The organism is Rhizobium sp. GR12 (assembly GCF_036596185.1).
GTDB classification, from domain to species: domain Bacteria; phylum Pseudomonadota; class Alphaproteobacteria; order Rhizobiales; family Rhizobiaceae; genus Agrobacterium; species Agrobacterium nepotum.
The window spans coordinates 23,345-49,390 of the sequence record NZ_JASXTH010000022.1 but is presented as its reverse complement, the minus strand read 5'-3'; the positions used below and the strand labels follow the sequence as shown (position 1 = coordinate 49,390).

Below are 26,046 nucleotides of genomic sequence, written 5' to 3'. Positions count from 1 at the left end.
GACACGGCGATACCGTCTTCATCACACCGGATGATACCAAAATCCACAGGTTCGATGATAAGGGCATCGCGATATGAGGCCTTAAGTTCAGGCCTCGCCGATCCTGACACCGTTTCTGTTAAAGACATGAAGCCGTTCCTGCGGGAAACCGACCCGCAGGGACTTGCCCGGCTGCAACAGTGCCCGATCAGACGAAAACAGCTTGAAGGGCAATCCATGCACGGTCAGATGCAGGATGATGCCGAGACCCGTCGGCTCGACGAGATCGACGGTCGCCTCGACAGCTCCGTCCGCAGGCGAAACGGTGACATGTTCCGGCCGGATACCGAGTGTCACCGGTTCGCCATCGGCGAGCTTCACATCGCGGCCGAGTTCGAGGCGCGTGCCATCGCCGAGCACAACGGAACTGCCGCCATTCTCCCGTCCGAACCGTCCTTCCAGAAAATTCATGCCTGGCGAACCGATGAAACCGGCGACGAACAGATTGGCGGGGCGATCGTAAAGCTCAAGCGGCGCGCCGATCTGTTGCACGTGGCCGGCATTCATCGCAACGATGCGGGATGCAAGCGTCATTGCCTCGATCTGGTCATGGGTAACGTAAACGGAGGTGGCGCCAAGATCGGCATGCATGCGCTTGATTTCGGCCCGCATCTGCTCGCGAAGCCGCGCATCGAGGTTGGAGAGCGGTTCGTCGAACAGAAAGGCCTTAGGCTGGCGCACGATGGCGCGGCCCATGGCGACGCGCTGGCGCTGGCCGCCGGAAAGCGCTTTCGGGCGGCGCGCCAGATAGGGATCGAGACCGAGTTTCGCCGAAGCACCGGCCACGGCCGCCGCTATTGTTTCCTTGGTGCTGCGGCGCAAGCGCAGGCTGTAGCTCATATTGTCGGCGACGCTCATATGCGGATAAAGCGCATAGGACTGGAACACCATGGCGATATCCCGGTCCTTGGGCTTGCGGTCGTTGACGCGCTCGCCGTCGATGGTCAATTCGCCCGCTGAAATCTCTTCCAGACCGGCGATCATGCGCAAAAGCGTCGATTTTCCGCAGCCGGACGGACCGACGAGGACGATGAATTCGCCGTCCTCGATCTTCAGATCGACCCCGTGAAGGACCGCAAGGTCGCCATAGGTCTTGCCGACATTCTTCAGCTCGATGGAAGCCATGGAATTATCCTTTCACCGCGCCGGCCGTCAGGCCCTGCACGAGATAACGTTGAATGAGCAGGAAGAAGAGGCAGGCCGGAATGAGCGCCAGAACGCCTGCGGCCATCATCTGCCCGAAATCGACGGAAAATTTGGAAACGAAGGTCAACAGCCCGACCGGGAAGGTGGCGCTCTGGTTGCCCGAAATCAGCATCAGCGCAAAAAGTAGCTCACTCCACGCGGCGGTGAAGACGAAGCCGAGCGTTGCAGCGATACCCGGCAGTGTCAGCGGCAGGATGATCTGGCGGAAGGCCGTGAAGCGGCTTGCCCCGTCGATCATCGCTGCCTCTTCCAAATCCTTCGGAATACCGTCAAAGAAGGACTGCATTAGGAAAGTGGCAAACGGCACGTTGAAGGCGGTGTAGACGATGACGAGACCGGTCAGGCTGTTGGTGAGGCCGAGCGGTGACAGCATCTTGAAGATCGGCGCAACCAGCATGACCAGCGGAAACATCTGGGTAATCAGCATCAGCGCCACGATCCAGTATTTGCCCTTGAAGCGGAAGCGCGACAGCGCATAACCTGACAGCGACGAGAGTACCGTGACGGCAAGTGCCGTAGAGCCGGCCACGATGACGCTGTTCTTAAAAAACGTGGGGAAGGCACTGTTTTCTATGACGTACCGATAATGATCCAGCGTCGCGTGCGACGGCCACATCCGCACGCCCTCGCTATAAAGCAGGTCATTCGGCGTAACCGAGACCTTGAGCAGCCAGAACAGTGGAAACAGCGCAAAGACGATATAGGCAAGGATCGCGAGGCGATGGGCAAGGGTGAGGAATATCCTTGATGTCATCGGTCAGTCCTTCTCGATAAGGCGTTGGCGCAGGAGCACGATGAGCATGGAATAGGCCAGAAGTAGCACCAGAAGCACCAGCGCGATGGCCGAGGCATAACCGAAATCGAGCCGCCGGAAGGCCTGCGTGAAGATGTAGCTGGCGACGATCTGGGTGCGGTCTGCCGGTCCGCCATTGGTCATGACGATGATGAGATCGGCAAAATTGGCGATCCAGACGGTGCGCAGCAAAACGGTGATGGCGATGGTGGGTGCGAGAAATGGCAGGGTGATGGAGGTGAAGCGCTGCAACGGGTTTGCCCCATCGATGGAAGCGGCCTCATAAAGATCACGCGGGATCGCCTGAAGTGCGGCAAGCAATGTGATGGCAAAGAAGGGAATGCCCCACCAGACATTGGCGATGATCGGCCCCCACATGGCAAGATGCGGATCGGCGAGAATATTGTTGGGCGCGGAGAGAAGCCCGAGCGAGACCATCCAGTGCGGCAGCGGTCCTATGACCGGATTAAACAACCATGCCCAGTTGAGACCGGCGAGAAAGGTTGGAACCGCCCATGGCAGAAACACCAGCGCCTGCGCCAGCCCCCTGCCCGCGAAAGGCTTGTCCAGCAGCAGCGCCAGAATGAGGCCGAAGAAAAATTGCAGGAACACTGAAGCACCGGTCCACCACAGCGTGTTCTTCAGTGCGCGGTAAAAGGCCGCGTCCTGCGACAAAGCTTCGAAATGTTTCAGGCCGGCGAAGCCGCCGGAAAAAGGATTGAGCAGCTGCACATCGCGAAATGCATAGGACAGGCCGAGCACCAGCGGCACCAGCATGACGGCAACGATGAGGACGAGCACAGGCGCGCTATAGAGCCAGGGTTCGGCCCAGTCAGCAAAACGCCGCATTACCGGCTTGCCGGCGCGGTTGCGCGAGGCCACGGGTCCGGCGCCATGGGCATAGGACATGATTGATCGCTCCTGATCAGACGGCGGGGCGGACAGATTTTTCTAATGCTTCTGGCCAGCCGGTCCGCGCGTTTTGAAATGGGGCCTGCCGTTTGGGACAGCCCGCAAGAACGGCCGCGCGGGTTCAAACGTCGCGCGGCCGACCGTGTCGGTTTATTTGGAGGCCAGGAACTTCTGCTGCGCCTTCGTCATGTAGTCTGCCCATTGCTTGGCGAGGTCTTCGGGCGAGATATCGCCAAGGAGCGCTTCCTGCGATGTCTTGATAACAAGCGAATCCTTGAAGAAGGCGAATTCTTCAAGATAGGTCGGCATCTTCGTCGGCACGGCGTTCTTGTCCGCCAGTTCGTCGAACCAGCCCTTGAACTGCTCGCTGGCATAGAAGGGGTCCTTCTCCGCCGACTTGTGCACCGGCAGCGCGCCCGTCTTCTTGTTCCACTCGATATTGCCTTCCGGCCCTTCGAGCGTCTCGACCAGTTTCCAGGAGAGGTCCTTGTTGGCGGATGCCGACATGATCGACCAGCCGGCGAAACCGATGGTCGGGAAAGTCTTGCCATCAGGTCCCTTCGGCATGGTCATGACGCCGAAATCTTCCGGCTTCATACGCTGGGCGATGGCGATAAGGGCGTCCGGGTCCTGATCGAGAAAGGCGCAGGTGCCGGAATAAAATCCCGCGACGATCTCGTTAAAGCCCCAGTTGACGCTGTCCTTCGGCGCGTAGCCGTTCTTGTAGAGATCGACCACATAGGTCAGGCCCTTGACCCAGCCGGGGCTGTCGAAGGTGGACGTTCCGTCCTTGGCGAAGAAGTCGTTCGATCCCGCCATGGACGCGCCGAACATGACCCAGCCGTTAAGCCCGCCAGGGCCTCCGCGCAGGCAATAGCCGTATTTGCCGGGAAGCGCCGCGACCTTCTCCGAGGCATCGGCGAATTCGTCGAGCGTCTTCGGCAGTTCCCTCACGCCAGCCTGTTCCAGTAGCTTCTTGTTGTAGAACATGGCCCGCAGATAAAAACCGTAGGGCAGCATATAGGCAGTGTTCTTCACATCGCGGCCGAGTTCGAGCGTGCGCTCGCTCAGACCCTTGGTGTACTCCCACTTGGCGAGATAAGGCTCGAGGCTTTCAAGCATGCCATTGTTGGCGTAGAGCGAAAGCCAGGTGTCGGGCATTTCCATCACATCAGGCACATCGCCGGCGGAAACCATCGTTGCGAATTTCTGGAAGGCCTCGCTCCATGGCAGAGAGATGATCTCCACCTTGGTGCCGGGATTGGCGCTTTCGAACTTCGAGACGATACCCTTCAGCGTTTCCGTCCGCTCGGGACTTGTAATGACTTCGACCAGTTTCAGGGTCGTGTCCGCCAGCGCCGTTCCGGTCATAAGGGCGGTAAAGATTGCTGCTGCTACCAGTTTTTTCATGTCGTTCTCCCCTTTTTATCGTCGGTTTTAAAACGCGTCAGGCGGCGGTGGAGGCCGCCTTGATCGCGGGTTCGAGATCGTTCCAGAGTGCCTCGGTGCCCTCCAGTCCGACATGCAGGCGCACTGAACGCGCGCTGATGCCGAACGTGTGGGCAGAGTTCGGTTGCGCCTTCTGTTCAAGCACCACTTCACCGGGAACGATAAGGCTTTCATGGCCGCCCCAGGAAACGCCCAGTTTGAAAAGCTTGAGGTGGTCGGCAAAAGCGCGCACATCCACCCCTTCCTTGAAAATGAAGGAAAACAGGCCGGACGTGCCCTTGAGGCCCGGCGGCAGGCGGTTCGCCAGCCCCGGATGGCAAACCTTTTCCACCACATCGAGCGCCTGCAGGCGATTTGCGATATCCAGCGCGGATGCCTGATGCGCCTTCATACGCAGCGGCAGGGTGCGCAAGCCACGGATGAGCAGCCACGCATCGAAGGGTGACATCTTGCCGCCGAGATAGGGATAGGTCTCCGCCCGGATGCGGTCGATCGTCGCCTTGGAACCGGCAACCACGCCGGAGACCACATCGCTGTGCCCGCCAAGATATTTCGACGCCGAATGCACGACGAGATCGACGCCGAGCGAGATCGGCTGCTGGAAGACCGGGCTTGCCCACGAATTATCGATGACGGTGACGGCGCCATGGCGCTTGCCAATCGCAGCGAGTGCACCGACATCATGGGCCTCCATCACCCAGCTGGTCGGGCTTTCCATATAGAAAAGCTTCGCGCCCGGCATAGCCTTGTCAACCGCCGCCTCGTCGCGGCCATCGACATAGACCACCTCGATATTCATCCGCTGCATGAAGGTTCCGAACAGGCGAAACGCATCGGGATAGACATGGCGCACTGCGACGATGCGGTCGCCCGGAGACACGAAGGAGAGCACGGTGGACGAAATGGCGGACATGCCGCTTGCAAAACCAAGCGCATCTTCCGCACCCTCCAGCTTTGCCAGCATCTCCTCGAACAGGCGAACTGTGGGATTCAGCCCGCGCGTATAAACTGGCCGCACCTTTTCGCCGCGATAGGTGGACACCATTTCGTCATAGCTGGAAAAGGTGAAAAGCGAGGTCTGCACAAGCGGCGGCACCACGGCTTCGAAAGCGTGGGTCTCGTCATGCGCGACGATCAGGGAGGCGGGATCGAAGAGATCGTTGCCTTGGTTCATTTCGACATGTCCTTGATATCCTCCTCGACGACGGCGAGGATTTTCAGTGTTTCTTCACGGGCGGTCTCCGCATCGCCGGCGGCGATGGCGTTGAACAGCGTGCGATGAAAGGGAAAGGAGCGGCCGGCGAAATCCGGACGGTCGAACGGCTTTGACCAGAAACGCTCGAAACCTTCGCGCATCTGCTCCAGAAGCTGCTTGAAAAGCGTATTGTGGGTGGCGTCGTAAATCGAAAGATGGAAGGCAAGATCGGCCTTGCCGGAGGTTCCTTCGGCCAGATGCACACGCTCCATCTCATCGAGCCGCGCTTCCATGGTGACAATATCCTCGACTGTCCGGCGGCGGGCAGCGGCCATGGAGGCCTCCACCTCGATGCCGCGCCGCACTTCTAGCGTCATCAACAACGCGTCGCGCAGGCTTTCGGCATCGATAGAGATCGGCATATGCACGGTGGCGGCAGAGATCGGCTTCAGCAGATAATTGCCGCTGCCCTTGCGGCTGTCGATGACGCCCAACGCCTGAAACTTGCGGATAACTTCGCGAATGGTGGAACGGCCGACACCCAACGCTACCATCAGCTCGCGCTCAGCCGGCAGCCGGTCTCCAGCCTTCAGTCCCGCCCGCTCGACATAGTCGGAAAGTGCAGCCTCGACCTGGCGCACGCGGTCGCTCGGCGGAATAGGCTGCATCAGTCGGTGGCTGGATCTGTCCAAGTCGCCCCCCTTAAATTGGTCTGACATCTTACCATTTCAAAGGGTAAATCGATTGTCAACAGGGTAGGAGCAGAAGAGATATCGCCAAAAAAAGAGGGTGACGTAGTCACCCTCCTCCAGCTCATACGAAACCGCGCGTCTTACTGGGTAAGAACAGCCGCCTTGATGGTATCGATATTGTGGTTGACCATATCGATATAGGTCGCGGCCGGGCCATCGGCCGTGGAGAGCGCATCAGAATAAAGCGTGCCGCCGACCTTCAGGCCGGTTTCCTTGGCAATCTGGTCCATCAAGCGCTTGTCGGTGATGTTTTCGACGAAGATCGCCGAGGCATTGTCGTGCCTGATCTGGTCCACCAGCTTGGCGACATCCGCAGCAGAAGCTTCGGAGTCCGTCGAGATACCCTCCGGTGCCAGGAATTCGAGACCATAGGCATGCTCGAAATAACCGAAGGCATCATGCGAAGTGATGATGGTGCGCTTTTGCGGAGGAATGGCGGCGATCTCGGTTTTCACCTTTTCGTTAAGGGTGGCAAGCTTGGCGATATAGGCCTGCGAATTGGCGGTGTAAGTGGCACAACCGGCCTTGTCGACCTCGCAAAATGCGCCAGCGATATTCTTCACGTAGATTTCCGCGTTCTTGATCGACTGCCAGGCATGCGGATCGAATTCGCCATGATGGTGTCCCTCATGGTCATGCGCTTCCGCGGTTTCATGGCTGTGGTCGGCCTCTTCCGCCTTGTGGTCGTGGCCTTCCTCTTCCTCGGCTTCCGGATGGGCGTGACCGACCGGTTCTTCGGAAAGCTTGAGCGACTGCACGCCCTTGGTTAGTTCCACCACCGGCGCCTTGGTGCCGCTGGTATCGATCAACCGCTTCAGGAAGCCTTCGAACGCAAGGCCGTTCACCAACACCACATCCGCCTTGCTGACGGCAACGGCATCGGCCGGGCGCGGCTCGTAGACATGCGCATCGCCATCCGGCCCGACGATGGTCGTGATATCGACGCGGTTGCCGCCGACATTTTTCGCGAAGTCGGCGATGATCGAGAAGCTGGCTACGACCTTGAGTTCGGCAGCCGTTGCCTGCGCCATCAGGACCGGGGAAAGGGAGAGAATGCTTGCGCAGGTGGCAAGACGAATGGTTCTGAACATGAAAGGGTCTCCTTTTTTCAAACGCTGTTTTCAGGCCGTTCTGTGACGGCCGGAACCGAGAAGATCGCGAAGCACACCACGTGTGCCGACGATGATGGACAGGACATAGATGACGCCTGCCGAAAGGATGATCGCCGGACCTGATGGCAGCGACGCGTGATAGGATAAAAGCAGGCCCGCAAAGCACGAGACCATGCCGATGCCGATCGAGATGAAGCACATGGGCGCGACGCGGTTGGACCAGAAGCGGCTGGCAGCGGCGGGCAGCATCATCAGACCGACGGAAAGCAGGGTACCGAGTGCCTGAAACCCGCCAACCAGATTGAGGACGACGATGGCGAGGAAGAGGAAGTGTACCGGACTGCCCCAGTTGCTGACGGAGCGCAGAAACAGTGGATCGAGGCATTCCGCCAGCAACGCCCGCCAGAACACCGTCATCACCACCAGCGTGACAACGCAGATACCGCCGATCAGGCCGAGCGCTTCATTGTTCAGCGCCAGCACCGTGCCGAAAAGTACATGCATGAGATCGACACTGGAGCCGCGCCATGAGACGAGCAGCACGCCGAGCGCCAGCGAAATGAGATAAAAGGCGGCAAGCGAGGCGTCTTCCTTCTGGATGGTGAAGCGCGACACCGCGCCCGCCCCGAGTGCGACCAGAAGGCCAACAACCAGCCCGCCGATAGTCATCGGCAGAATCTCCAGTCCATAAAAAAGAAAGCCGACCGCAGCGCCCGGTAAAATGGCGTGTGCCATGGCATCACCCGTCAGGCTCATGCGGCGCAGCATGAGAAACACCCCGACCGGCCCGCAACTGACAGCAAGGATCAAGGCTCCAGCAAGCGCTCGCTGCATGAAGACATACTGGATGAATGGTTCGATGAAGATATCAGACATGGATATGCGAATGGGCCTGAGAGTGTTTGGGGAAATCCTGCAGCGTTTCCACTGGGTCGGCGTCGTCTGTCGTTTCCGTGGGTCCGCACCAAGGGGCGTCACCGTCCCATGCCTCGTGAAACCGCTGTGCCTGCTGCAACGTTTCGGGCCGCAGAACTTCCCGCGTCGGGCCAAAACCCACCAGCCGTCTGGCGAGCAGAAGAGTTTGCGGGAAATGCTGGCGCACCAGTTCGTAATCGTGAAGAACAGCCAGAACCGTGCGCCCCTCCGCAACCCATGTCTTGATCAGCACCATGAGGTCGGCGACGGTGCGCTCATCGACGGCATTGAAGGGTTCATCCAGCAGGATCAGCTGCGCATCCTGCAACATAGCTCGGGCGAACAGAGCGCGCTGCATCTGGCCACCGGAGAGTGAATCGATGTTGCGTTTTTCAAAACCGGAAAGCCCGACGGCCTCCAGCACATCACCCATCGCTGCCCGGTCCGACTGGCGATGGCGGCCGAGCAGGCCACGTTTCGGCCAGAGACCGAGCGCAACCAGATCTCGTACCTGCGCCGGAAAGGAGCGGTCGAGCTCCGATTGCTGCGGCAGATAAGCGACGGAAACGCTTGGGCTAACCCGGCATTCACCGCCGAGCGGTTTCAGAATGCCGGCAATGCCCTTCATCAGCGTCGATTTTCCCGACCCGTTGGCGCCGACGACAGCCGTGAGCGAGCCTTTGGCAATATCACCATCAAGGTGATGCACCGCCGCGCGGCCGGCATATCCAAGTGTCAGATTTTTAAAGGCAAGGCACGGATCGCTCATCGACCCCTCCGGGGCAGGATTTCATTCGTTGGCTCTTGATATGTAATGTTATTACATTCGTCAAACGAATACGTAATGAAATAACATTAAATCCCGTCCATGTTCGTGGGTCTGAAACCGCACAACAAAGGACGGTTGACAAATGGATGTCTTGTTATGTTATTACATTACATTTGATGCGTTCCAGGAATTATCCCTCCGCCAATGAGGCCATTCTCTAGTCCGCGCCCGATGTCATCGATAACGAGGTCCAATGTCGAAAAAACTTCCCGTCACCGTCCTTTCCGGCTTTCTCGGCGCTGGCAAGACGACGCTTCTGAACCATATTCTCGCCAACCGCGATGGCTTGCGGGTCGCGCTGATCGTCAACGACATGAGCGAGATCAATATCGATGCCGCACTGGTGCGCGACGGTGGCGCCAATCTTTCGCGCACCGAGGAACAGCTTGTGGAAATGACCAATGGCTGCATCTGTTGCACGCTGCGCGACGACCTTCTGAATGAGGTGCGGGCGCTCGCCGAACAGGGCCGTTTCGATTATCTGCTGATCGAATCCACCGGCATCGCCGAGCCGCTTCCGGTGGCCGCAACCTTCGATTTTCGTGACGAGAACGGCCGCAGCCTTTCCGACGTCGCACATCTGGACACGATGGTGACGGTGGTGGATGCCGCCAACCTTCTTAGCGACTACGGCTCCTCCGATTTTCTGGCCGACCGGGGCGAGACGGCGGGCGATGGCGACAACCGCACCATTGTCGATCTTCTGGTGGAACAGATCGAATTCGCGGATGTCGTCGTCCTCAACAAGATTGGCATTGCCACACCGGAGGAGCGCGACGCCGCCCGCAAGATCATCGTCGGGCTGAACCCGGATGCGAAACTCATCGAGGCGGATTTCGGCAAGGTGGAGCTGAAAGAAGTGCTGGGCACTGGCCGTTTCGACTTTGCGAAGGCCGAGGAACATCCCCTGTGGTTCAAGGAACTGCACGGTTTCAAGGACCATATTCCCGAGACCGAGGAATATGGCATCCGCTCCTTTGTCTATCGCGTCAAAAAACCGTTCGATCCCGTGCTGTTCCAGCGCTTCATCGACCGCGCCTGGCCGGGCGTCGTGCGCGCCAAGGGGTTCTTCTGGCTGGCCACCCGGCCGGATTATGTGGGTGAGATCAGCCAGGCGGGCGCGCTGGTGCGCACCGGCAAGATGGGTCTGTGGTGGTCGGCTGTGCCCAAGGAACAATGGCCGCGCGAACAGCAGTTCCTCGACATGATGAAGCCCTATCTCGACCCGGTCTTCGGCGACCGCAGGCAGGAAATCGTCTTCATCGGTTCTGATCCAATGAGCGAAGCACGCATCCGCGCCCAGCTCGATGCCTGCCTGATCGACACCGAGACCTTCACTCCGGATGCGTGGCGGCACCTGCCCGACCCCTTCGCCAGCTGGGACCGGCAGGCGGCTTGATTGAAAGACGCCGTCTTGTTCGGATAAGGCGAAACGCCCGTACTCCGTCACCCTCACGGCGCAGACGCGCCGTGAGGGTGACGGATCTAGTCCGGCATGACGAGGAAAGGTCTCAGAGAAAATTCAGCGTCACCAGCGTCAGCAAGAGATAACGTCCCACCTTGGCGATGGTGACGAGCAGCAGAAAAACCGGCAGCGGCTCCTTCATGATGCCAGCCGCAACCGTCAGCGGGTCACCGATCAGCGGGGCCCAGCTGAGAAGAAGTGACCATTTGCCGTAACGCCTGTACCAGTCCTGCGCCCTTTGCAATGCGGCCTCCCCGACAGGAAACCAGCGCCTGTGCCGGAAACGCTCGATACCGCGGCCGAGCAGCCAGTTAAGGAAGGAACCGGCGACATTGCCGGCGCTGGCCACCAGAACCAGCAGCCAGACCGGCTGGGATTTCAGAAGGATAAGTCCGGCAAGTGCGGCCTCCGACTGCATGGGCAGGATGGTTGCCGCGATAAACGCCGTCAGAAACAAACCCGCATATACCGCCAGACCGGCCATTTCCTATCCTTCACCTCCCGCGAATCTCGCGGTCGCCCCTGAAGTGCCGGATGACGACGCCTGCCGTCAAGCGCAGCGATGCGTCTAGACGATATCGCCCTTGAGCAGCGCATTTCGCGCACCATGGACGTAACCACACGAGAAAACCGAAATACCCGCGAAATGGAACAATAAAATTGTTTCCTTCACTTTCGTTTCAATCGTTCCACGTTCTATTGCATTTTCATTAGAGTTCGCTTTAAATCAGATCGCTAATGCAGAAAAGGTCGCCCGCAGCCGGATCGAGGAGGATAGGCTGCAATAAGGGCATGTATCTTTTACTGTTTTTGAAACGGGAGGAATCACCTTGAAAAAACTCAGCTACCGCCTCGCTGCGGCATCCGCACTTTCGTTTTTTGTCACATCGAATGCATTCGCTGTGACGGAGATCCAATGGTGGCACGCCATGACCGGCGCCAATAACGAGGTCGTGGACGCGCTTGCGAAAGAGTTCAACGACAGCCAGAAAGACTACAAGATCATGCCCGTCTTCAAGGGCACCTATCCGGAAACCCTGAATGCCGGCATTGCCGCATTCCGCGCCAAGCAGCCGCCGGCGATCATTCAGGTCTTCGATGCCGGTTCGGGTGTGATGATGGGCGCCGCCGGCGCGATCAAACCGGTGGCCGACGTGCTGAAGGAAGGCGGTTATACCTTCAATAAGGACGAATATCTGGCCGGCATCGTCGCCTACTATTCCAAACCTGACGGTACCATGCTGTCCTTCCCCTACAATTCGTCCTCGCCGATCCTCTATTACAACAAGGATACCTTCCAGAAGGCAGGCCTCGATCCGGCCAATCCGCCGAAGACCTGGCCCGAGGTTTTCGAAGCCGCCAGAAAGATCAAGACCAGCGGTGCTGCGCAATGCGGCTTCACCTCGACGTGGCTGACCTGGATCCAGACCGAAAACTTCGCCGCCTGGAACAACGTTTCCTATGGCAGCAATGAAAACGGACTGGGCGGTACCGATGTGAAACTTGCGGTCAACGCGCCGCTCTTCGTCGAACACTTCCAGGCCATCGCCGATCTTGCGAAAGATGGCGTCTTCCGTTACGGCGGCCGCACCTCCGAGGCCAAGCAGCTGTTCATGTCGGGCGAATGCGGCATCCTGACCGAATCTTCGGGCGGCCTTGGCGACATCGTCAAGACCGGCATGAACTACGGCATCGGCCAGCTTCCCTATTATGAAGGCCATGGCCCGCAGAACACCATTCCCGGCGGCGCCAGCCTCTGGGTCTTCGGCGGCAAGAGCGATGCCGAATACAAGGGTGTGGCCGAGTTCTTCCATTTCCTCTCACAGACCAAGATCCAGTCGCGTCTACATCAGGTTTCCGGCTATATGCCGGTGACGATCGCGGCCTATGAGGAAACCAAGAAATCCGGCTTCTATGACAAGAACCCCGCCCGCGAGACCCCGCTTCTGCAGATGATGGGCAAGCCGCCGACGGAGAACTCCAAGGGCGTGCGCCTCGTGAACCTGCCGCAGGTGCGCGACATCATGAACGAGGAGTTCGAGGCGATGCTGGCCGGCAAGCAGGATGCAAAATCCGCGCTCGACAAGATTGTCACGCGTGGTGATGCGGCGATCAAGCAGGCTGCCGGCAACTAAGCGATCCCTGCCCCCGCCCGCATCCTCAACAGGTGCGGGCGGCGTTCCCATTTTATCAGGAGATCGCCGTGCAAAGCGTCGTATTCCCCAACAAGATTCTGCCCTATCTGCTGGTCGCGCCACAGATCATCCTGACGGTGATCTTTTTCTTCTGGCCCGCAAGCCAGGCGCTCTACCAGTCGACCATGCGCGAGGACGCCTTCGGGCTCAGCAGCAATTTCGTCGGGCTGGCCAATTTTTCTGCCGTGCTTTCGGATGAAAGCTACCTGAACTCGCTGCAGGTCACGGTCATCTTCAGCGTGCTGACGGCGCTCGTCTCCATGGGGCTGGCGCTGCTTCTGGCAACGGCTGCGGACCGCGTGGTGCGCGGCAAGGGTTTTTACCGCACCATGATGATCATGCCCTATGCGGTGGCACCCGCCGTGGCCGGCATGTTGTGGCTGTTCATGTTCAACCCCGCCATGGGAACCTTCTCCTACATCCTGCGCCGAAACGGCATCATGTGGGACCCGCTGCTCAACGGCGATCAGGCCATGTTATTGGTAGTCGCCGCCGCCGCATGGAAGCAGATCAGCTACAATTTCCTGTTCTTTGTCGCAGGCTTACAGGCAATTCCTAAATCATTGCTGGAGGCGGCCTCCATTGATGGTGCGCGCGGTGCGCGGCGCTTCTGGACCATCGTTTTCCCGCTGCTTGCGCCGACAACCTTCTTCCTGCTGGTGGTCAACACGGTTTACGCCTTCTTCGATACGTTCGGCATCATCCATGCCGTGACCGGCGGCGGCCCCGCCAAGGCGACGGAAACACTTGTCTACAAGGTCTATAATGATGGCTTCGTAAACCTGAACCTCGGCTCTTCCGCCGCGCAATCCGTGATCCTGATGGTGATCGTCATTGCGCTCACTGCCTTCCAGTTCCGCTTCGTCGAGAAGCGCGTGCATTACGGCTGAGGATTTCCTGATGATTGAAAATCGCCCGGTCGCCCGCGTGATCGCCCATCTGATGCTGGTGCTCGGCATCATCATCGTGGCCTTCCCGATCTATTACACCTTCATCGCGTCATCCATGACGTCGAACGACATCATCCGCCCACCGATGTCGCTGCTGCCCGGCGACCATCTCAGCGAGAACTACACCGAGGCCATGGTCGGCGGCGTCGAAAGGGTGGTTGGCGTCAGCCTTGAACGGCTGCTGTTCAACAGCTTCGTCGTCGCGCTCGCCATCGCCATCGGCAAGATCGTCATTTCGTTCCTGTCGGCCTTCGCCATCGTGTTTTTCCGCTTCCCCTTCCGCATGGGCTTCTTCTGGATGATCTTCATCACCCTCATGCTGCCCGTGGAGGTGCGCATCCTGCCCACCTACAAGGTCATCGTCGACCTCGGGCTGATCGACACCTACGCGGGACTGACGTTGCCGCTGATGGCGTCTGCGACGGCGACTTTCCTTTTCCGGCAGTTCTTCCTGACGATACCTGGAGAAATGGTTGAGGCGGCGCGTATCGACAATGCCGGTCCGTTCCGCTTCATGCGCGATATATTGCTGCCGCTGTCGAAAACCAATATCGCCGCTCTCTTCGTGATCCTGTTCATCTATGGCTGGACCCAATATCTCTGGCCGTTGCTCGTGACCAACGACGCCAAGATGAACACGATCATCATCGGCCTCAAGCGCATGGTGGATTTCACCGACGCTTCGACGCCCTGGAATTATGTGATGGTGACGGCGATCCTCGCCATCATCCCCCCCGTTATCGTTGTGGTGCTGATGCAGCGCTGGTTCGTCAAAGGTTTGGTGGAGACCGAAAAGTAATGGCAAAAATTGCGCTGAAAGACGTCCGCAAGGTTTACGGCGGCAATGTCGACGCCATCAAGGGCGTATCGATGGAGATCGCCGATGGCGAGATGATCGTACTGGTAGGCCCCTCCGGCTGCGGAAAATCGACATTGCTGCGCATGATCGCCGGGCTGGAAAGCATATCGGGCGGCGAGATCGTCATTGGCGACCGCGTCGTCAACGATCTCGAACCCTCCGACCGCGATATCGCCATGGTGTTCCAGAACTATGCGCTCTATCCGCATATGACGGTGCGCCAGAACCTTGCCTATGGCCTGAAGAACCGAAATACGCCGAAGGACGAGATCGAGCGGCGTATTACCGAGGCGGCCAAGGCGCTGGAAATAGAACAATATCTCGAGCGCAGGCCGCGCCAGCTTTCCGGCGGACAGCGTCAACGCGTTGCCATGGGCCGCGCCATCGTGCGCAAGCCTGCCGCTTTCCTGTTCGATGAGCCGCTTTCCAACCTCGATGCCAAGCTGCGTGTACAGATGCGCGTCGAAATCCGCCGTCTGCAACGTTCGCTCGCCACCACCAGTGTCTACGTGACGCATGACCAGATGGAGGCCATGACGCTGGCCGACCGGCTGGTGGTGCTGAATGCCGGCCGCATCGAGCAGATGGGCACACCGATCGAGCTTTACGAAAAACCCGCCACCACCTTCGTCGCCACCTTCATCGGCTCGCCATCCATGAACCTGCTGACCTACGGCGCGGCGGTAGCCAACAGTGCGTCCGGCTGGTCGGTGAGTGGAACCGGTGCGCTGCCGCAAAACGTCGCCACGCTCGGCATCCGCCCGGAAGACATCACGCTGGCGGAAGCAGAGCCAGCCGATGCCGCCTTCACCGGCACCGTGCAGGTGGACGCCGTGGAACTGGTGGGCGCGGAAAGCTATGTGCACGGCTCCTTCGCAGACGCCACCACCATCGTCTTCCGCGTTCCCGGCCGTTCGCAGCTGGGCATCGGTGAGAACCTGCGGATTGCCGCCCAGGCGAAGGATTTCCATCTGTTCGATGCGGCGGGCAAGCGGATTTGAGGCTTACGGCAGATAAGGAGACACCCGCCTCTCGGCGGGTGCTCGCCCTACCAGACCAGTTCCACCTGCGGCCGACCATTGGAGGTTTTCTCCACCGTGCGTCCTGTTGTGTCGACGTTGCAATGGACGCGCTGCCGGAAGGCCGAAAAGCTTTCGAAGGTCACTACATCCACGGGATCGTCGAGATGCAGGGTCAGCCGGTAGCGTTCCGGGTCGCCGCCGAGCGCCTGCACGCCCAGAACGGAGGCCACGAAAGGCTGGCCTAGATAAAGACCTTCTATCCGCGACCCCAGAAGATAGGGATTGAAGGCGGGGCGGTTTCCAGCCATGGCATGCAGAGTATTCCAGTCGCGGAAGCCATATTGCGCGGCGATGAGTTCCAGCGCCTTCGAATGGCTGATTGCCTGCCCCTGTTCCTCAAGGGCGGCGCGCAGCCGTTTTGCGTGTTCTTTCAGTCCCTCAAGCGCGGGAAGCGGTTTGGAAACGTTCATAACGGTTCTCCAATATGCGCATGCCGTATTTTTTCGAAGGGAGTCCGCGTTGCCATCGACGACATGCAAAACATGGGGATGAACGTTATTTAAAAAAGAGCTTCACCAGGGGCGTAAACGCCTGCGGACGGCCGGGGCTCTTCTGCCCGTGGCCGTCCGTATAGCTTAGAAAACATCGCCCGTCAAAGGCGGCGGCGATGCCGGCCTAGGTCAGAAGCGAAAGGTGATACCGGCACCGATCAGCCAGGGATCGATCTTCGCCTTGCCGCTGATCGGCGTGCCGCCCAGTTCGGCAGTCCAGTCCGTCTTCAGGAAAATCTTCTTCACGTCGAAGTTCACACCCCAATGCTCGTCCAGCATATAGTCGAAACCCACCTGCACGGCCGCACCGAACTTGTTCTTGACGTCGAGGTTGCTGAAACCCGGCTTTTCAGACTGGTTATAGAACATCGAATAGTTCACGCCTGCGCCGATATAGGGCTTGAAGGCACCGAAATTCATAAAGTGATATTGCAATGTCAGCGTCGGCGGCAGCAGCCATGTCTTGCCTACCGGCGTGCCGGCCAGCACACCCTCGCCGTTGATACTGGCATATGTAGTACCGAGGATCAGTTCAGCGGCGACGTTCGGGGTGAAGAAATAGCTGACGTCGAGTTCGGGGATCACAGTATCCGAATAGGCCAGACCCGCACCCGGCACACCGTCGACACTGCCGCTGTCATGGGTGATGACGCCGAGACCGCGCACGCGCAGCATCCACGGGCTCGCCGCCGCAATCGCGTCTTCGGCGGTGGGCGTCGGCGCTGCCGGGGCCAGATCGGCCGCCATGGCATTGGCCGAGATCAGCATCGCCGCAACACTGATCGCGACACTGGCAAGCAAGGTGGTTTTTTTGTTCCTGTCGGTCATTCCATCTCTCCTTTAGCGCACCGCAGCTGGGCAAGCCCCCGCGAATCCTCGCTTGCCGCAACCGCTGCGGCCACTATGGAGAAGGGAAAAGGAGGTAGATTGAGATGGATCAAACCGAAGTGGCAATGGTGCACCAAGGTGGTCAACCGACGGACCTTGTGACAATCGCGCAACAACAAATATTGGCAACGGGGCGGTTCCCGGCTCCGCCAAACGCTGGGAATTATGAAGGAGGCCCGCTTTCACAGGTCTCCTCCGCGGCATCATTGCTCCATCACGCCGCCTGAGGCGCGAGAGTTGCCGAACCAGGCTTTTTGAGCAGCAGCACCGAGACCGCCGCAATCATGCACATCACGCCGGCAATCTGGAGTGCGGGCATGTAGGTGTCGAAGTCGCTCTTGAAGAAACCGGCGCCGAAGGCGGCGGTGGCGGCCCCAAGCTGGTGGCCCGCAAACACCCAGCCGAAAACGAGGCCCGCTTTTTCACGACCGAAACTTTCAGCGGCGAGCTTCACCGTCGGCGGTACGGTCGCCACCCAGTCCAACCCGTAAAAGACGGCGAAGACCGAAAGCTCCACGAAGCTGAACCCCGAAAGGGACAGATAGATCAAAGACAGTCCGCGCAGGCCATAAAACCAGAAGAGCAGGAAGCGGTTGTCGAAACGGTCGGAGAGCCAGCCGGCGAAGATCGTGCCGAAGAAATCGAAAATGCCGATCACCGCCAGCGTGCCGGCCGCTGTGACCGCCGCCATGCCGAAATCGCCACAGATCGAAATCCAGTGTGTCTGGATAAGTCCGTTGGTCGAAAGGCCGCAGACGAAGAAGGTGCCGAAAAGCACCCAGAAAATCGGGTTACCGGATACGCTCTTTAGCGTCAGTATCGGTGATACCAGCGTTGCGAGAAACTTGTGGTCCTGCTTCGGCGGTTTTGCCACCACAGTCTCGCCATAGGCCGGCAGGCCGACATCGGCGGGATGGTCACGCATCAGCAGCAGCACGAGAATCATGGCGACAGCAATCACCGCAACGGATAGCGTCAGCGCGGTCCGCCAGCCATAGGTTTCCGTCAGCGCCGCGAGCAAGGGCAGAAAAACCAGCTGTCCAGTGGCGTTGCTGGCCGTCATCAGGCCAATCACCAGTCCCCGGCGCTTCGAAAACCAGCGCGACGCGACGGTCGCGCCCAAAACCAGCGCCGTCATACCGGTGCCGACCCCGATCACCACGCCCCAGAGCAGCAGCAATTGCCACACCTCAGTCATGAAGAACGAGGCGACGATGCCGACCATGATCATGGCAAGCGCCGTCGATACCACCTGGCGGATGCCGAAATGATTCATGAAGGCGGCGGCAAAAGGTCCGAGCAGACCGAAAAGCACCAGTCGCACCGCCATTGCGGAGGAAATATCGGCGATGTCCCAGCCGAATTCCTGATGCAGCGGCTGGATCATCACCCCCGCCGATCCCATCGCACCGGCGGTGGCCAGCATGGTCAGAAAGGTGGTTGCGGCAACAAGCCAGCCATAATGCAGGTTTCTGCCGGCCATCCAGCTGGCAAGGCGTGTGGAGAGCATGTTTAAAATCCCTTTCCAGCGGCCGATGGCCGAAATTTTACGGGTATATACCCTATTTTGCGGGCAGATACCCGTTTTATCATCAAAAAATCACAGGGCTGCGAGCAGTTCCTGCAATTGCGACGTCTTTTCCGGCCCAAGCCGGGCCTCGATCTCATCCTGCACGGCGTCCCAGAGCGGCGCACCCGCTTTCAGGATCGCCTGCCCCTTTTCCGTTACGGTCAGCATCGCCTCCCGCTGGTCTTCGCCATGACCGATCGTCACCAGCCCCATGCGCACCAGCACCCTGGCGTTGCGGCCAACGGTGGAGCGATCCAGTTCCACACGCGCGGCGAGATCAGTCAGGGACACCGGTGCCCCGCGATTAATGTTCCGCAACAGGCTGAATTGACCGATATTGACGCCAAGCGGCGCCAGCGCCTCGTCATAATAGGACGAAACCTTACGGGATGCTTTGCGCAACAGAATGCAGTGACAACTATCGTTTGGCATTGATTTCGGGTATATACCCGCAAAATGTCGAATGCAAGAGTGGAACATGCGTCTGTGCGGAGTCACGGATTCTGACCCGAAGTCACCAAAATGACCTCGGCAAGTTTTATTTTTTAGAAATGGATACTTCGAATCTGCAGCACAAAATCGACGTCGCGGCATAAAACACGAGTATTTCTTTTTATTGCCGGTGATTAAATCTCCGTAACTAAAACGTCACACCGATTTACACTTGGATAGTAGATCGAACTTTAATTTTCATTAAATAGTAATTGGATAATTTTCCAATATGTTTTTAAAGATTTTTTTCAATTGTTAAGACAGAGGTGGTTCGGTTTGTCTGAACAGTTTCGGGCGTTTCGCTAAGTGGATTTCCGCCTCGATTATGCTGCCACCATCATTGGTGCCAGCGCGTTAAAGTAGGCCTGATCCGGCGTCTGCCGGTCAAGGGATGAATGTGGGCGTCGGCTATTGTAGAAGGTCAGATATCGGCTGATGCCGACGCGGGCCTCGGATACTGTTTTGTAGGCGTGGAGGTAGACTTCCTCGTATTTGATCGAACGCCAGAGCCGTTCGACGAAGACATTGTCCCGCCACGCACCCTTGCCATCCATCGAGATGGCAATCTCAGCCTTCTTCAGCACGGCGGTGAAGTCCATCGAGGTGAACTGCGATCCCTGGACGCCCTTCTGTTTGTCAAGCGACGATCTTGGTTTGATTGATCTGTTTCTGGCGGCGCGTGATGATGCCGAAGACTTCCCGAGCGATGTAACGTTTCAATGCCCGAATTGCGTCGAGCTTGGAATGCCCCGCAGCAACACGCCGGGCGACATACTGTTTGGTTTTCTCGTCGGTCCTGAGACGGCCAATTGCAATTATATGGAGGGCACTATTGGCAAGTCGGTCACCACCCCGGTTCAGTCGGTGTCTGATGGTCTTGCCTGAGGATGCGGGAACAGGACTGACGCCACAGAGCGCAGCGAAGCTGGCCTCTGACCGCAACCGCTCGGGATTGTCGCCGGCAGTGAGCAAGAGCTGGGCGGCGCTGTTGTGCCCAATTGAATTACGTTCGATAAGGTCCGGAGCCAGGTCCTCGACGATTGCAGCGATCATCATATCGAGATCGGCGATCTCATCATGCAGTTCGAGGTATCTGCGACCAAGCGACTTCAGGGTGATCCGATACGCGGCTTCCACATCGCGGTAGGCTGTCAGGTCCGGACGCCAGGCGGCAAGCAATCGAACCAGTTGCATGCGGGTCATGCGACGAAGCTGGTCCCGCAACGTGTCTGGCGCAGCGATGATCGTATTCTGGATTAATTGCAGGGCTATGCGCCGAGCGTTGACTGCCGTCTTTCGGCAAGCCTTTAAAACTCTAAGAGATTCCACCATGCCGTCCCGGCTTCGAGGTGTGACGGTTTGCCGTTCGGCAAAGGCGGCATGTGCCGCGGCCTGGGCATCGAGATCATCATTCTTACCCCGTCTTCGACGGTCGTGACGATCTGGTGTGGTAACTTCAAGGACCTCCACGCCCGCGGTCTGCATATATCGCAGCAGCCCAGCACCATAACTGCCTGTGCACTCGACACCGACGCGCTGCAACTCTCCGAATGTCCGCATCCAGGCAAGCATCAACCGATAGCCGTTACGGGTCGTCGGGAAACTGCGCGTCTCAAGAACGCGGTCGTAATCATCGACGACCGCTGCGACATGTAAATCCTTATGGGTATCGACGCCACCGACAACATGACGCGCTGGCTTGACCTTCTGTTCCATGCCGTAACCTCCGAAGTTTGACCGATATCGCACGGCTCAACCACGGTCAGATGCATGGACAGGACAGTCATGTGACCAACGCGGTCAGGCCCTTCTTGGGTCACTAGCAAATGCCGAGGCAAAGCCTCACCGCAAGGCGCTCCCGGGCGGCCGACAGGTCCAGGGAAAGACACGCTGGTCGATCGGAGTGTGGGTCAAGCCACACCTGGACGCCTTGCAGCGCCAGCCTACCAAGCGATCGATCGGTGTTTGAGACAAACCGCCCGGGAACTGGCTATCATCTTCTGACTGTCGGTATTGAATATGTCGGGTTTGCCGTAACGGGCCAGCGCTTCCTCGACTGCTTCGATGCAGAAGGCTGCTTCCATCGTGATCGACAGTCGCCACGACAGAACCCTCCGGCTGAACCAGTCCACGACGGCGCAGAGGTAAACAAATCCGCGAGACATGGGGATGTAGGTCAAGTCCATCGCCCACACCTGGTTGGGTCGGGTGACCTCCAGCTTGCGCAGGAGGTAGGGATAGATTTTGTGACCTGGCGCTGGTTTGGATGTGTTCGGGCGGCGATAAATCGCCTCGATGCCCATCTTCTTCATCAGCGTGGCGACGTGGAGCCGCCCGGTTTTCAGCCCTTCTCCTCTCAAGAGCCCTTGCAACATCCGACTTCCGGCGAATGGGTAGTCGAGATGCAGTTCGTCGATCCCCGAGCGAATGCGCAGCATTCGTCCGCCGGCGCATCAAAGCCAGATCGCCGTCGGGCACTGGACGAGGCAGATAATAGACGCTGCCACGGCTGAAGCCGAGAAGCTTCGCCTGCCGTGCGACCGACAATTTGTGTGCGCGGTCGATCATTTCTTTCCGCCCAGCAATCCCGCCTTGCCGAGCGCTCCGGCTAAAAAATCGTTCTCCAGTGTCAGTTCACCGATCTTGGCGTGCAGTGTTTTCACATCGACGGTTGGGCTCGCCGGTTCGGCCTTGGTTTCATCACCAAAAACGCCTGTCGCCCCCTCAAGGAGCTGGTCTTTCCACTGTTTGATCTGGTTGGCATGCACGTCAAACTGCTGGGACAATTCCACCAGCGTCTGCTCGCCTCGGATGGCGGCCAGCGCCACTTTTGCCTTGAAAGCCGGGCTATGGTTCCGGCGCGGTCGTCTCGTCATGGTCACTCCTGTTCCCGGCATTTAAGCCGAAGTCAGGCAGAAATTCCACTTATCCCCGCTGTCCAGATTTCCCGAGCCAGCTCTGAGCGACCCAGCGCAGGTCTTCCAGTTTGCCGTCTATGATATCGAACATGTCCAAGGAGAGATGCAGACGTACCCCATCAAGGCGGTGCCCCGCATGCTGTTCACCCAGTATTTTTCCGCCATTGAAGCCTATCTAAGTGATCGTCTCATAGGGCTTGTCAGTTCGGACGGCGCGGCGTTGGCATCGCTCGTCAAAAACAACATTGAGTGGATGGACGAGAAAATCTCGGTCACCGAACTCGCAGCGAATCCGAACGCGCTAAAGGAATGGGTGAAAAAGAGGCTGGTCGATCTCATGTACCATAACTTTGTGAAGATCGACATGTACTACCGGGGTGCGCTTGGCTCGACCATCTTCCCTGATGAAGATACCAAGAAAACACTGATGCGCCTCCTTCCGATCCGGCACGACTGCGTACACCGCTATGGACGCGACAAAGAGGGGAACGAGCGCGATATCACCGAAGCCGATCTTGCAATACTTGGTAAAGCCCTGCTGGGCATGGTGCAGCATATCGAAGGCGCATTTGCAGCGAAAAACAAAAGCCCCCGGCGTAGCCGAAGGCCCTTGTCGTGTCGGGCTAGAGGAACCGGCCCAACATGGTAAGAACCTCCAGAAAACGAGTACCTCAAGCCGACACCGTAGGCTCACCGTCCGGAACTTAGGAGCGTAGCGCGCTGCTTCTCATCTCGTGTCTTATCGGTATCCACGTCTGCCTCAACCGACTCGATGTATTCCGCAATATACTCCGGCGGCAAATCGTGTTCGCGGCCACCGGCGAGGACAAAGTCCTTGTACCAGCCATAGGGTTTTAGCCTGTCGTCAATGTAGTCGGGGGTCGCGAGATAGGTAAGAACCTTTCGCCTGCGGCCTTTGCTGTTGACGACCGTGACCGTCACGGGCTCGTAGCCGCTGCCGACCCCCTCGGCCTTATCGAGCGCTGCACGCTCTGCGGGAGCGAAGCTGAACAGGACGCCGATCACGCTATTCTCGTCGCCAGTGGCAAATGCGTTGCACTTTCCCGACTTGTCCACGCTGCGCTTATGGAAGCGGAGCGCATGACCCGGCAAGGTAGCGATACCGAGCGGTTTGCAGCTCGGCGTGCGTTCGCGCAGCCGGGCAGTCGACATATTCGACCCATAGGCAAAATAGACGACGTGCTCGGGGGGGCCGGTCTCTGTGTTCCTCAACGGCTCGATCTTAGGATTTCCTGGCTTCAAGATCGCGCGTAGTGGTACTGTCATTATGCTGCACCCGTCAGTTTCTTCGCCTTCGCGTGTGATAATCGGCTGTCCATGCTGGAGGTCGAGGATTGGAACGGGCCTGCCGGCCCATCCGCAATCGGCGCATCGTGGTCGTTCCCAGAGTAGCCCGGGTGCCTCAGCATTCTCGCCATGTTCGGGTTCGAGATGCGGCGAGCCGCAGTTGGGACATTCATCAGGCACCCCGCGCAATTCGCGAATGATCAATGATGTCGCCATGCCTATAGCGTGTTGGATCAACGACTGCGCCATCTCAGCGTCAATCCAGGTCGCCGACTTTGAATGCGTAAGCCAGTTGGAAAACGACCATGCGGACTCTAGCGCACTCTTGAGGGCCCCGCGACGCTCTTTGTTGGTGTCGCCCGGCAGAAGATCGTTGCAGATGATCTCCGACCACGCGCGGAAGTTCGCACGCTGTGGCGGTGTATTTGTCCACATTGCCACGTCCTGCGCGACGCCGATCAGTTCGAGTAGCGCCTCGCGGCTGCGAACGCCGACGGCCTGATAGTCCGAGAGGTTATGCGCCTGTGTCACGGCGGTGCCAGCTTCTTCCATCTTCTCGAAGACGGGGCCAAACGGAAGGATGCGTAGACCGTCTTCCTGTTGTTTTTCGGTTCGCGGGATGCGGAGCATCAGGCCAATATGGAAGGTCAGAGCAAGGTCCATATTTGGAAATTGCTCCTGAGAGTAGAGGTTTGTGCCGCCCGTGATGACCCACCAGCGATCCTTGTTGGTGTGGATGTCCCACACGTCATGGAGGGTGTTGAGAACCGCCTCCGAATAGACCTTCTGCATAAAGGTCACTTCCAGGTCAGGCGCCTGCCATTCAAAATATTCCCGTATTTTTTCGATCTCCTCTTCGGTCGCTTTCAACATGATTGGCTCCTGGGTGCGTTCGTCGCACCGCGTTGCAAAGGGTTTGCGAAAACCTCGACAATAGACTGATATTGCTGAAAATTCAAAATCCACCGCGGCATGGCGGGATGTCTGCTTTGGCCTGCTTGCGGACATAGAGATCCCGCTGGCAGGACAGGGACTGAACCAAAAATCCGGCGGCCATGAGGTCTCAGCCTATCTCAGACCTAGACCTCGAAAGGGAGCTGGCGCGGACCGATGCGGCGTGATACATCATTTGCGTGGCCGTCTCGCCAGACCTTTCGCCGGGTCAAAGAGGACTGCTGAATTGACTGCCTCGTCGCTCCTCTCAAATGAGGTCGATGCGTAATCGGCGAACTTCGACCGCAGTGAAGAGGATACGACGATGACCGTCATCCAGCTTGAACACACCTATTTGAAATCTATGAAGCGCAAACTGCGTGATCAATGCAGCGCGGGCTCTGTGCAGCTCACGGAAGCGATAGCGCGAGGCTGTGGGTATAGGACCAATGCAGCTCTCCTGGCTGATATTAACAGCGGGGCTGAGGGGCGTTACGTGGCGTTTGATGACGCCGCCTTTCGCCAGAGGTTGCGCGATTTTGACTGCACTGTCCCTGACGAAATCGAATTGCCGGAGCTCGACCGCTCAGTCGGCTTCGTTGAGCGGCTGTTCGAACAAGCAGACGTCGAAATTGTCGAAATGCATCCCATTCGGGCGCGTTTCCGCCTGGCGGGGATCGACGCGATGGTTCAGATCGACCTTGAGGACATTGGCAATGGATACACGCGTTTCCACCACTCTCATGCGATCCACACGCCGACTCAAATCGGACCTTATCGGCCGAGTCGGGATTTCGATGACGATCCTGCCTACGCCATGCACCGTGCCGTCACGAGCATCGTCGACTATTACCGTGAGGCTGTCCGCAAGGGCCATACGCCCGAGCGCAAGTGGCTAGTGGATTCGCGGCACTAACGGCAGAAGGGGGCAAGTCCGGCGGTTCGACAACTGTGGCATAACATGCTTTTGAATGGGTCGCCGGCCATTCCCAATCTTCGACGGTACGTGTGGGTTTCGCGATGGCGAACCGGAGGTGGTGGTGGAGTGGCTGGACGGCATCACCAAGCAGCTTGAGCAGTACGGTGTCGATGAGGGCACTATTCTCGGTGCTTAGAGTCGAGAGAGCGACATATTATCAATGCGACAATTTGTCGTGTATGAGTGGGTTTTGGAGACCCGCCCATGTCCGAGACATCTGCCGATGTTTTCAATGACAAACCCAAGGCAGAACACCAGCGGACGACGGTTGATGCTGCTCTACGGGAGCTTGGTCTCACGCCGACTGATCTAGCGAAATTCACGGCAAAGAACAGCGATCACCGGGACTTCTTGGCGACCATCCGCAGTATTCAACGGATGGTGTCGGGCGAAAGTCGCGTTTCCGGCGAAATGATGGTGATCGTGACCATGCTGGTTCGCCAGCATCGCAAACTCCGGATCAAAAATGCGCATGTGCGGTGGCAGATGAACGAACACGGAGAACATTGGGCGCAGCTCGACGGTTGGTACGTATCTATCAGTCCGCAATCGCGCGGGCGATGGGCGTTATCCTGCCGCAATGGAACGCGACCGGAAGATTACAGTCCACCGTTCTACCGTTGGCTCGATTCGATCGATGAAGCCAAAAACAGGGCGTGGGCCTATATCGAAGAAGGCATGAACGATCTCGCGGAGATCGCCCACGAGCGTTAG

Annotated in this window: 25 protein-coding genes and 2 pseudogenes; 9 read left to right on the top strand and 18 right to left on the bottom strand. The window is 58.4% G+C overall.

Annotated features, from left to right (window positions below):
- Window positions 1-87: 87 nt before the first annotated feature.
- The 9 genes from QSK43_RS25850 to aztA all read right to left on the bottom strand — a co-directional run bounded on the left by QSK43_RS25850 (window position 88) and on the right by aztA (window position 9,142).
- Complete coding sequence (locus QSK43_RS25850; protein WP_332305861.1) at window positions 88-1,164, bottom strand: ABC transporter ATP-binding protein; 1,077 nt, start codon at window positions 1,162-1,164, stop codon at window positions 88-90.
- 4 nt (window positions 1,165-1,168) lie between these two features.
- Window positions 1,169-1,999, bottom strand: coding sequence for a carbohydrate ABC transporter permease (locus QSK43_RS25845; RefSeq protein ID WP_003510396.1), 831 nt, complete (start codon window positions 1,997-1,999; stop codon window positions 1,169-1,171).
- 3 nt (window positions 2,000-2,002) lie between these two features.
- Window positions 2,003-2,947 carry a carbohydrate ABC transporter permease gene (locus QSK43_RS25840; RefSeq protein WP_332305860.1) on the bottom strand — a complete coding sequence of 315 codons (945 nt, stop codon included), beginning with the start codon at window positions 2,945-2,947 and terminating at the stop codon, window positions 2,003-2,005.
- A 153-nt stretch (window positions 2,948-3,100) separates the two neighbouring features.
- On the bottom strand, window positions 3,101-4,360 hold the full coding sequence (locus QSK43_RS25835) for an ABC transporter substrate-binding protein (protein ID WP_332305859.1): 1,260 nt from the start codon (window positions 4,358-4,360) through the stop codon (window positions 3,101-3,103).
- Window positions 4,361-4,397: 37 nt separating this feature from the next.
- On the bottom strand, window positions 4,398-5,573 hold the full coding sequence (locus QSK43_RS25830; RefSeq protein ID WP_332305858.1) for a PLP-dependent transferase: 1,176 nt from the start codon (window positions 5,571-5,573) through the stop codon (window positions 4,398-4,400).
- Window positions 5,570-6,262: a FadR/GntR family transcriptional regulator gene (locus QSK43_RS25825; protein WP_332305863.1), complete on the bottom strand. Its 693-nt coding sequence runs from the start codon at window positions 6,260-6,262 to the stop codon at window positions 5,570-5,572. Before QSK43_RS25825 ends, QSK43_RS25830 begins: the two co-directional genes overlap by 4 nt.
- Before the next feature lie 164 nt (window positions 6,263-6,426).
- Window positions 6,427-7,437 (bottom strand): metal ABC transporter substrate-binding protein, encoded by a 1,011-nt coding sequence (locus tag QSK43_RS25820; RefSeq protein WP_332305857.1) that lies wholly within the window; start codon window positions 7,435-7,437, stop codon window positions 6,427-6,429.
- Window positions 7,438-7,467: 30 nt separating this feature from the next.
- Window positions 7,468-8,334, bottom strand: coding sequence for a zinc ABC transporter permease AztB (gene aztB, locus QSK43_RS25815; RefSeq protein WP_045021817.1), 867 nt, complete (start codon window positions 8,332-8,334; stop codon window positions 7,468-7,470).
- The gene (gene aztA, locus QSK43_RS25810; protein ID WP_332305856.1) at window positions 8,327-9,142 is read right to left on the bottom strand and encodes a zinc ABC transporter ATP-binding protein AztA; all 816 of its coding nucleotides are present in this window, start codon (window positions 9,140-9,142) and stop codon (window positions 8,327-8,329) included. Before aztA ends, aztB begins: the two co-directional genes overlap by 8 nt.
- A 253-nt stretch (window positions 9,143-9,395) precedes the next feature.
- Between aztA and zigA the strand changes: the two genes are divergently transcribed.
- Window positions 9,396-10,601, top strand: a complete 1,206-nt coding sequence (gene zigA / locus QSK43_RS25805) for a zinc metallochaperone GTPase ZigA (RefSeq protein WP_332305855.1) — start codon at window positions 9,396-9,398, stop codon at window positions 10,599-10,601.
- A gap of 112 nt (window positions 10,602-10,713) precedes the next feature.
- Here zigA and QSK43_RS25800 read toward each other — a convergent pair whose 3' ends face one another.
- Window positions 10,714-11,151: a YqaA family protein gene (locus QSK43_RS25800; RefSeq protein ID WP_332305854.1), complete on the bottom strand. Its 438-nt coding sequence runs from the start codon at window positions 11,149-11,151 to the stop codon at window positions 10,714-10,716.
- 340 nt (window positions 11,152-11,491) lie between these two features.
- On the opposite strand from QSK43_RS25800, the gene ugpB reads away from it, so the two are divergent.
- The 4 genes from ugpB to QSK43_RS25780 all read left to right on the top strand — a co-directional run bounded on the left by ugpB (window position 11,492) and on the right by QSK43_RS25780 (window position 15,672).
- The gene (gene ugpB, locus QSK43_RS25795; RefSeq protein WP_332305862.1) at window positions 11,492-12,802 is read left to right on the top strand and encodes a sn-glycerol-3-phosphate ABC transporter substrate-binding protein UgpB; all 1,311 of its coding nucleotides are present in this window, start codon (window positions 11,492-11,494) and stop codon (window positions 12,800-12,802) included.
- 68 nt (window positions 12,803-12,870) lie between these two features.
- A complete protein-coding gene (ugpA, locus tag QSK43_RS25790; RefSeq protein ID WP_332305853.1) occupies window positions 12,871-13,752 on the top strand; it encodes a sn-glycerol-3-phosphate ABC transporter permease UgpA in 882 nt (293 codons plus the stop codon).
- 10 nt (window positions 13,753-13,762) lie between these two features.
- Window positions 13,763-14,611: a sn-glycerol-3-phosphate ABC transporter permease UgpE gene (gene ugpE / locus QSK43_RS25785; RefSeq protein WP_332305852.1), complete on the top strand. Its 849-nt coding sequence runs from the start codon at window positions 13,763-13,765 to the stop codon at window positions 14,609-14,611.
- Entirely contained in the window at window positions 14,611-15,672 is a 1,062-nt protein-coding gene (locus QSK43_RS25780) for a sn-glycerol-3-phosphate import ATP-binding protein UgpC (RefSeq protein WP_332305851.1), read from the top strand. Before ugpE ends, QSK43_RS25780 begins: the two co-directional genes overlap by 1 nt.
- A 47-nt stretch (window positions 15,673-15,719) precedes the next feature.
- Here QSK43_RS25780 and QSK43_RS25775 read toward each other — a convergent pair whose 3' ends face one another.
- The 7 genes and pseudogenes from QSK43_RS25775 to QSK43_RS25745 all read right to left on the bottom strand — a co-directional run.
- A complete protein-coding gene (locus QSK43_RS25775; protein WP_332305850.1) occupies window positions 15,720-16,163 on the bottom strand; it encodes a glyoxalase superfamily protein in 444 nt (147 codons plus the stop codon).
- Window positions 16,164-16,373: 210 nt separating this feature from the next.
- Window positions 16,374-17,072, bottom strand: coding sequence for an OmpW/AlkL family protein (locus tag QSK43_RS25770; protein WP_332305849.1), 699 nt, complete (start codon window positions 17,070-17,072; stop codon window positions 16,374-16,376).
- 274 nt (window positions 17,073-17,346) lie between these two features.
- Window positions 17,347-18,642 (bottom strand): MFS transporter, encoded by a 1,296-nt coding sequence (locus tag QSK43_RS25765; RefSeq protein ID WP_332305848.1) that lies wholly within the window; start codon window positions 18,640-18,642, stop codon window positions 17,347-17,349.
- A 90-nt stretch (window positions 18,643-18,732) separates the two neighbouring features.
- Window positions 18,733-19,134, bottom strand: coding sequence for a MarR family winged helix-turn-helix transcriptional regulator (locus QSK43_RS25760; protein ID WP_332305847.1), 402 nt, complete (start codon window positions 19,132-19,134; stop codon window positions 18,733-18,735).
- Window positions 19,135-19,517: 383 nt separating this feature from the next.
- A pseudogene (locus QSK43_RS25755) lies at window positions 19,518-19,814 on the bottom strand (transposase); the annotation flags it as partial.
- A gap of 16 nt (window positions 19,815-19,830) precedes the next feature.
- Complete coding sequence (locus tag QSK43_RS25750; RefSeq protein WP_332305846.1) at window positions 19,831-20,910, bottom strand: IS110 family transposase; 1,080 nt, start codon at window positions 20,908-20,910, stop codon at window positions 19,831-19,833.
- A 269-nt stretch (window positions 20,911-21,179) separates the two neighbouring features.
- Window positions 21,180-22,070: pseudogene (locus QSK43_RS25745) on the bottom strand (IS3 family transposase); the annotation flags it as partial.
- Window positions 22,071-22,248: 178 nt separating this feature from the next.
- Between QSK43_RS25745 and QSK43_RS25740 the strand changes: the two are divergent.
- Window positions 22,249-22,761, top strand: a complete 513-nt coding sequence (locus QSK43_RS25740) for a hypothetical protein (protein WP_332305845.1) — start codon at window positions 22,249-22,251, stop codon at window positions 22,759-22,761.
- Window positions 22,762-22,802: 41 nt separating this feature from the next.
- On the opposite strand, the gene QSK43_RS25735 is transcribed toward QSK43_RS25740, so the two are convergent.
- Window positions 22,803-24,293 carry a gamma-glutamylcyclotransferase gene (locus QSK43_RS25735; protein ID WP_332305844.1) on the bottom strand — a complete coding sequence of 497 codons (1,491 nt, stop codon included), beginning with the start codon at window positions 24,291-24,293 and terminating at the stop codon, window positions 22,803-22,805.
- Window positions 24,294-24,678: 385 nt separating this feature from the next.
- On the opposite strand from QSK43_RS25735, the gene QSK43_RS25730 reads away from it, so the two are divergent.
- From QSK43_RS25730 to QSK43_RS25720, 3 genes are all read left to right on the top strand, one after another.
- Complete coding sequence (locus tag QSK43_RS25730; RefSeq protein ID WP_332305843.1) at window positions 24,679-25,269, top strand: hypothetical protein; 591 nt, start codon at window positions 24,679-24,681, stop codon at window positions 25,267-25,269.
- Window positions 25,270-25,324: 55 nt separating this feature from the next.
- Window positions 25,325-25,468 (top strand): hypothetical protein, encoded by a 144-nt coding sequence (locus tag QSK43_RS25725; protein ID WP_332305842.1) that lies wholly within the window; start codon window positions 25,325-25,327, stop codon window positions 25,466-25,468.
- 68 nt (window positions 25,469-25,536) lie between these two features.
- The gene (locus QSK43_RS25720) at window positions 25,537-26,046 is read left to right on the top strand and encodes a hypothetical protein (RefSeq protein ID WP_332305841.1); all 510 of its coding nucleotides are present in this window, start codon (window positions 25,537-25,539) and stop codon (window positions 26,044-26,046) included.

Excerpts from the sequence above, each read along its gene's own strand:
- QSK43_RS25850 (WP_332305861.1), bottom strand. The coding sequence starts at position 1,164 with ATGGCTTCCATCGAGCTGAAGAATGTCGGCAAGACCTATGGCGACCTT.
- QSK43_RS25845 (WP_003510396.1), bottom strand. The coding sequence starts at position 1,999 with ATGACATCAAGGATATTCCTCACCCTTGCCCATCGCCTCGCGATCCTT.
- QSK43_RS25840 (WP_332305860.1), bottom strand. The coding sequence starts at position 2,947 with ATGTCCTATGCCCATGGCGCCGGACCCGTGGCCTCGCGCAACCGCGCC.
- QSK43_RS25835 (WP_332305859.1), bottom strand. The coding sequence starts at position 4,360 with ATGAAAAAACTGGTAGCAGCAGCAATCTTTACCGCCCTTATGACCGGA.
- QSK43_RS25830 (WP_332305858.1), bottom strand. The coding sequence starts at position 5,573 with ATGAACCAAGGCAACGATCTCTTCGATCCCGCCTCCCTGATCGTCGCG.
- QSK43_RS25825 (WP_332305863.1), bottom strand. The coding sequence starts at position 6,262 with ATGCAGCCTATTCCGCCGAGCGACCGCGTGCGCCAGGTCGAGGCTGCA.
- QSK43_RS25820 (WP_332305857.1), bottom strand. The coding sequence starts at position 7,437 with ATGTTCAGAACCATTCGTCTTGCCACCTGCGCAAGCATTCTCTCCCTT.
- aztB (WP_045021817.1), bottom strand. The coding sequence starts at position 8,334 with ATGTCTGATATCTTCATCGAACCATTCATCCAGTATGTCTTCATGCAG.
- aztA (WP_332305856.1), bottom strand. The coding sequence starts at position 9,142 with ATGAGCGATCCGTGCCTTGCCTTTAAAAATCTGACACTTGGATATGCC.
- zigA (WP_332305855.1), top strand. The coding sequence starts at position 9,396 with ATGTCGAAAAAACTTCCCGTCACCGTCCTTTCCGGCTTTCTCGGCGCT.
- QSK43_RS25800 (WP_332305854.1), bottom strand. The coding sequence starts at position 11,151 with ATGGCCGGTCTGGCGGTATATGCGGGTTTGTTTCTGACGGCGTTTATC.
- ugpE (WP_332305852.1), top strand. The coding sequence starts at position 13,763 with ATGATTGAAAATCGCCCGGTCGCCCGCGTGATCGCCCATCTGATGCTG.
- QSK43_RS25780 (WP_332305851.1), top strand. The coding sequence starts at position 14,611 with ATGGCAAAAATTGCGCTGAAAGACGTCCGCAAGGTTTACGGCGGCAAT.
- QSK43_RS25775 (WP_332305850.1), bottom strand. The coding sequence starts at position 16,163 with ATGAACGTTTCCAAACCGCTTCCCGCGCTTGAGGGACTGAAAGAACAC.
- QSK43_RS25770 (WP_332305849.1), bottom strand. The coding sequence starts at position 17,072 with ATGACCGACAGGAACAAAAAAACCACCTTGCTTGCCAGTGTCGCGATC.
- QSK43_RS25765 (WP_332305848.1), bottom strand. The coding sequence starts at position 18,642 with ATGCTCTCCACACGCCTTGCCAGCTGGATGGCCGGCAGAAACCTGCAT.
- QSK43_RS25760 (WP_332305847.1), bottom strand. The coding sequence starts at position 19,134 with ATGCCAAACGATAGTTGTCACTGCATTCTGTTGCGCAAAGCATCCCGT.
- QSK43_RS25750 (WP_332305846.1), bottom strand. The coding sequence starts at position 20,910 with ATGGAACAGAAGGTCAAGCCAGCGCGTCATGTTGTCGGTGGCGTCGAT.
- QSK43_RS25740 (WP_332305845.1), top strand. The coding sequence starts at position 22,249 with ATGCTGTTCACCCAGTATTTTTCCGCCATTGAAGCCTATCTAAGTGAT.
- QSK43_RS25735 (WP_332305844.1), bottom strand. The coding sequence starts at position 24,293 with ATGTTGAAAGCGACCGAAGAGGAGATCGAAAAAATACGGGAATATTTT.
- QSK43_RS25730 (WP_332305843.1), top strand. The coding sequence starts at position 24,679 with ATGACCGTCATCCAGCTTGAACACACCTATTTGAAATCTATGAAGCGC.
- QSK43_RS25725 (WP_332305842.1), top strand. The coding sequence starts at position 25,325 with ATGGGTCGCCGGCCATTCCCAATCTTCGACGGTACGTGTGGGTTTCGC.
- QSK43_RS25720 (WP_332305841.1), top strand. The coding sequence starts at position 25,537 with ATGTCCGAGACATCTGCCGATGTTTTCAATGACAAACCCAAGGCAGAA.